Below are 4,106 nucleotides of genomic sequence, written 5' to 3' on the forward strand. Positions count from 1 at the left end.
TATTAATTTGATCTGTCGTTTGATTGATGAACGTTACCCAGATTATGCTGCTGTAATCCCTCAAGTCAACCCTAACAAGTTAACTGTAGATCGATTATTGTTTTTAAATACCTTGAGACGTGTGGTGATTTTTGCTAATAAAACAACCCATCAGGTTCGTCTGAAGATCTCAGGAAGTGAATTGCATATCTCTGCAGAAGATTTAGATTTCTCTAATGAAGCGCATGAACGCTTGTCCTGTCAATTTGAAGGGGATGATATGGAAATCGGTTTTAACGCCAAATTCCTCGTGGAGATGTTAAATAACTTAGAGAGTGAAGAAGTTGTTTTGGAGATGAGTACGCCAAATCGTGCCGGTTTATTGATTCCGGCCGTATCTGAAGATCATGAAGATATTTTGATGTTGGTGATGCCTGTTATGTTAAACAACGCTTAATCTTCGTCAGGGTTTGGAACTAATTACGCATCTTATAGACTTTATTCTCCATATTGATAAACATTTGGTTGAAATAGTCAATGATTATCAGACTTGGACATACCTTATTCTGTTTCTTATTATTTTTGTAGAAACCGGAGTGGTTGTGATGCCTTTTTTACCAGGAGATTCTTTATTGTTCGCAGCGGGCATGCTAGCCGCACAACCAAATGATCTTAACGTATGGTTGATGATTCTCATTTTATTGGTAGCCGCGGTTTCTGGGGATTCCTTAAACTATGCTATTGGTAAGAATTTTGGTATGCGCCTAACGAAATTTAAGCTCTTTGGTAAGCAGGTAGTCAAAGATGAGCAAATTGCCAAGACTCATTCTTTTTATGAGAAATATGGCAGTAAAACAATCGTTATCGCTCGATTTGTACCTATCGTACGTACCTTGGCGCCTTTCGTTGGGGGGATTGGAAAGATGAATTATGGCACCTTCATTACGTATAATGTCGTAGGAGCTGTCTTGTGGGTGGGTGGTATAACCCTCGCAGGATACTTTTTAGGAAATATTCCGATTATCAGAGATAATTTCTCGAAGGTCGTATTGATCATTATTTTTATATCGATATTGCCAATAATCTTCGAGCTTATTAAAGAAAAGATAAAAACTAAAAAGGGAATCCAATAAGATTCCCTTTTTTTATAGATCAAAAAAATGGAAATCATTTCACAGTTTATTGATTTTATATTGCATATCGACCAGCATCTTTTGCAACTGATCAATAGTTATGAAAACTGGACTTATCTGATTTTGTTTTTAGTCATCTTTGCGGAGACAGGACTTGTTTTTACCCCATTTCTTCCTGGTGATTCAGTTTTATTTGCCCTGGGTGCGATAATTGCCCGCCCCGATTGTCCGCTTTCTTTACCACTATTTATGGTCATCTTAGTTTTCGCCGCTATTTCCGGGGATTTCGTGAATTATGAAATTGGTAAATATGTTGGAATACGTGTTTTTAAGCCAGGATCAAGGATATTTAAGCCGACTTACCTGCAAAAAACACAGGATTTTTATGCGAAACATGGAACGAGGACCATTATTTATGCGCGATTTGTGCCCATTGTTAGAACTTTTGCGCCATTTGTAGCCGGTATTGGTAAAATGCCGTACAGGATCTTTGGAAAATATAATTTAATTGGCGGTATATTATGGGTTTCATTGTTTATGCTTGCAGGTTATTTTTTTGGACAGCTGCCATTCTTTAAACATAATTTTTCCCTTGTTATTCTGGCCGTTATCTTTATTAGTCTAATACCCATGCTTATACAATTTCTGACTACAAATAAATCAAAAAAAGATTAAACGTTGCATACTAAATATGGTCTTTTAGGGTTAAAGGATTGATACGAAATATTCCTATTGAAAAAGTACAGGTACTGTGCCCAAATGTATTTTGGACGCGATAAAATTAAGTTAAGCTGGCAATATCATCTGGATATTTCGTAAGGTCATTGAAGAAGAGATTATTTACGTATGAACTATTTGGTTTTAGCATTTACCCTGCTTTTTACACAGTCTATTTTTGCCCAACGCGTGGTTGTCGATCATGGTCAAGCCATCGAGGCCTATGAGTTATTGAACAAAATTCGTACAAATCCCGAAAAGTATAAGAAGGAACTGAAGCTTTTTAATCTGCAGAAGATTAAACGAACCAAACTCAATTGGAACAAACAATTGGCCGAGGTTGCGGTTTATCGTGCAAAAGATATGGCTAAACGTTCTTATTTTGACCATGTCTCACCTGAGGGCTATGGACCTAATTATTTCATTGACGAGGCAGGATATCAGCTTAATCCGGCATGGCTGTCAAAACGAAATGCAAACAATTTTGAGTCCATTGCGGCCAACCGATCCGGTGCTACCGCTGGCATTAAGGCCTTAATTATTGGAAAGGAGGCTCCGGGTTATCATCATCGTACCCATTTATTGGGTATGGATCAGTGGAACGCTTCGCTATATGATATTGGGATTGGTTATGTTGAATGCAAAGGTGCCAAACCTTATGAAAGTTACTTAGTAGTTATCATCGCTAAACACGATTGGTAAATAAAAAGAAAGGTAATTTGGCGAGTATCAGCAATTAATCGATACAGTGTATTTAATTTTTACTGAAAAGTCATACCTTTGCATATGATAAAATCCATGACAGGATATGGCACAGCTTCCGCTGATAACGGTAAAGTTAAATATAGTGTCGAAATAAAGTCCTTAAATTCAAAATTCCTTGAATTAAATCTTCGTTTGCCCAAAGTTGTTTCGGACAAAGAATTAACCCTGCGTACTGAAAGTAGCAAACTTATTGAACGTGGTAAAGTTAACATGAATGTAACGGTTGAATACACGGATCAAACTGCGAAGGCGTCTTCCATTAATGCTGATTTACTCAAAAAATATTATAGTCAATTGCAGCAGATTGCTGTAGAGCTCAACGATACGAATGTCAACCTGTTTGAACTCGCATTAAATATGCCTGAGGTAATCACGAACAATGATGATTCGGTTGATGACGAGGAGTCTAAGGTATTGATGGATGCTTTTTATGATGCCGTCAAACGTTTTAATACATTTCGTGAAGATGAGGGAAATGTACTTGCTGGAGACTTAAAAAAGCGGGCTGAGCTTATTTTAGTTTACCTTGCTGAGGTAGAGGCTTTGGAAGTAGAACGTATACCTTTGATCAGACAGCGTATCGAGCAATTTTTGAATGATACGGTAGGTAAAGAAAATGTCGATCAAAATCGATTTGAGCAGGAACTTGTTTACTACATCGACAAATTGGATGTGACTGAGGAGAAAGTGAGATTGCGCGCCCATTGCAACTACTTTTTAAAAGCGTTTGATTCAGCCGATTCAAATGGTAAAAAATTAGGTTTTATTTCACAAGAAATGGGTAGAGAAATCAATACTCTTGGTTCTAAAGCCAATCATGCCGGAATCCAACAGATTGTGGTTAGAATGAAAGAAGAATTAGAAAAAATAAAAGAGCAATTGCTCAACGTATTATAAGGATGAGCGGTAAATTAATTATATTCTCGGCCCCATCAGGAGCGGGTAAAACAACAATAGTAAGAGATCTTTTAAGTAAACATGGCGATAAAATAGAGTTTTCCATTTCTGCGAGTACCCGTGACCCCAGAGGACAGGAAGTAGACGGAAAAGATTATTATTTTATGTCAAAGGAGGAGTTCCTACATAAGGTCGCTAAACAGGAGTTTATCGAGTTTGAAGAAGTATATTCAGGAACATTTTACGGTACTTTGCGTTCAGAAATTGAACGTATTTGGAAAGAAGGTAAACATGTTATATTTGATATCGATGTGGTTGGTGGACTACGTTTGAAATCAAAATTTCCAGAACAGGCAATTTCTATTTTCGTACAGCCACCTTCATTGGAGGTGCTTAAGGAGCGTTTGACAGGACGTGGAACGGATTCAGAAGAAAAATTGAAGGAACGTTTTGCCAAAGCTGAACTGGAACTTACCTATGCCAATAAATTTGATGTCATATTGAATAACTTTGATTTAGCTACTGCATGTGCCGAAGCTGAAGAAATTGTTATGGGATTTATCAATAAATAAGTCCATGCGAAAAATTGGTCTGTATTTTGGTTCTTTTAATCCG

The 4,106-nt window shown here is 37.2% G+C and carries 6 protein-coding genes; all 6 read left to right on the plus strand.

Annotated elements, in window-relative coordinates:
* On the plus strand, nt 1-436 hold a 436-nt coding region (locus B2X72_RS06650), incomplete at its 5' end, for a DNA polymerase III subunit beta (protein WP_286848733.1).
* 13 nt (nt 437-449) lie between these two features.
* Nucleotides 450-1,112, plus strand: a complete 663-nt coding sequence (locus B2X72_RS06655; protein ID WP_075990435.1) for a DedA family protein — start codon at nt 450-452, stop codon at nt 1,110-1,112.
* Nucleotides 1,113-1,139: 27 nt separating this feature from the next.
* Nucleotides 1,140-1,787, plus strand: a complete 648-nt coding sequence (locus B2X72_RS06660; RefSeq protein WP_286735540.1) for a DedA family protein — start codon at nt 1,140-1,142, stop codon at nt 1,785-1,787.
* A 171-nt stretch (nt 1,788-1,958) separates the two neighbouring features.
* A complete protein-coding gene (locus tag B2X72_RS06665) occupies nt 1,959-2,531 on the plus strand; it encodes a CAP domain-containing protein (protein WP_088159751.1) in 573 nt (190 codons plus the stop codon).
* An 84-nt stretch (nt 2,532-2,615) separates the two neighbouring features.
* Nucleotides 2,616-3,491 carry a YicC/YloC family endoribonuclease gene (locus B2X72_RS06670; RefSeq protein ID WP_083663423.1) on the plus strand — a complete coding sequence of 292 codons (876 nt, stop codon included), beginning with the start codon at nt 2,616-2,618 and terminating at the stop codon, nt 3,489-3,491.
* 2 nt (nt 3,492-3,493) lie between these two features.
* Complete coding sequence (gene gmk, locus B2X72_RS06675; RefSeq protein ID WP_075990439.1) at nt 3,494-4,063, plus strand: guanylate kinase; 570 nt, start codon at nt 3,494-3,496, stop codon at nt 4,061-4,063.
* Nucleotides 4,064-4,106 lie beyond the last annotated feature (43 nt).

The organism is Sphingobacterium sp. UBA7253, assembly GCF_002472745.1.
Classification (GTDB): Bacteria; Bacteroidota; Bacteroidia; order Sphingobacteriales; family Sphingobacteriaceae; genus Sphingobacterium; species Sphingobacterium siyangense.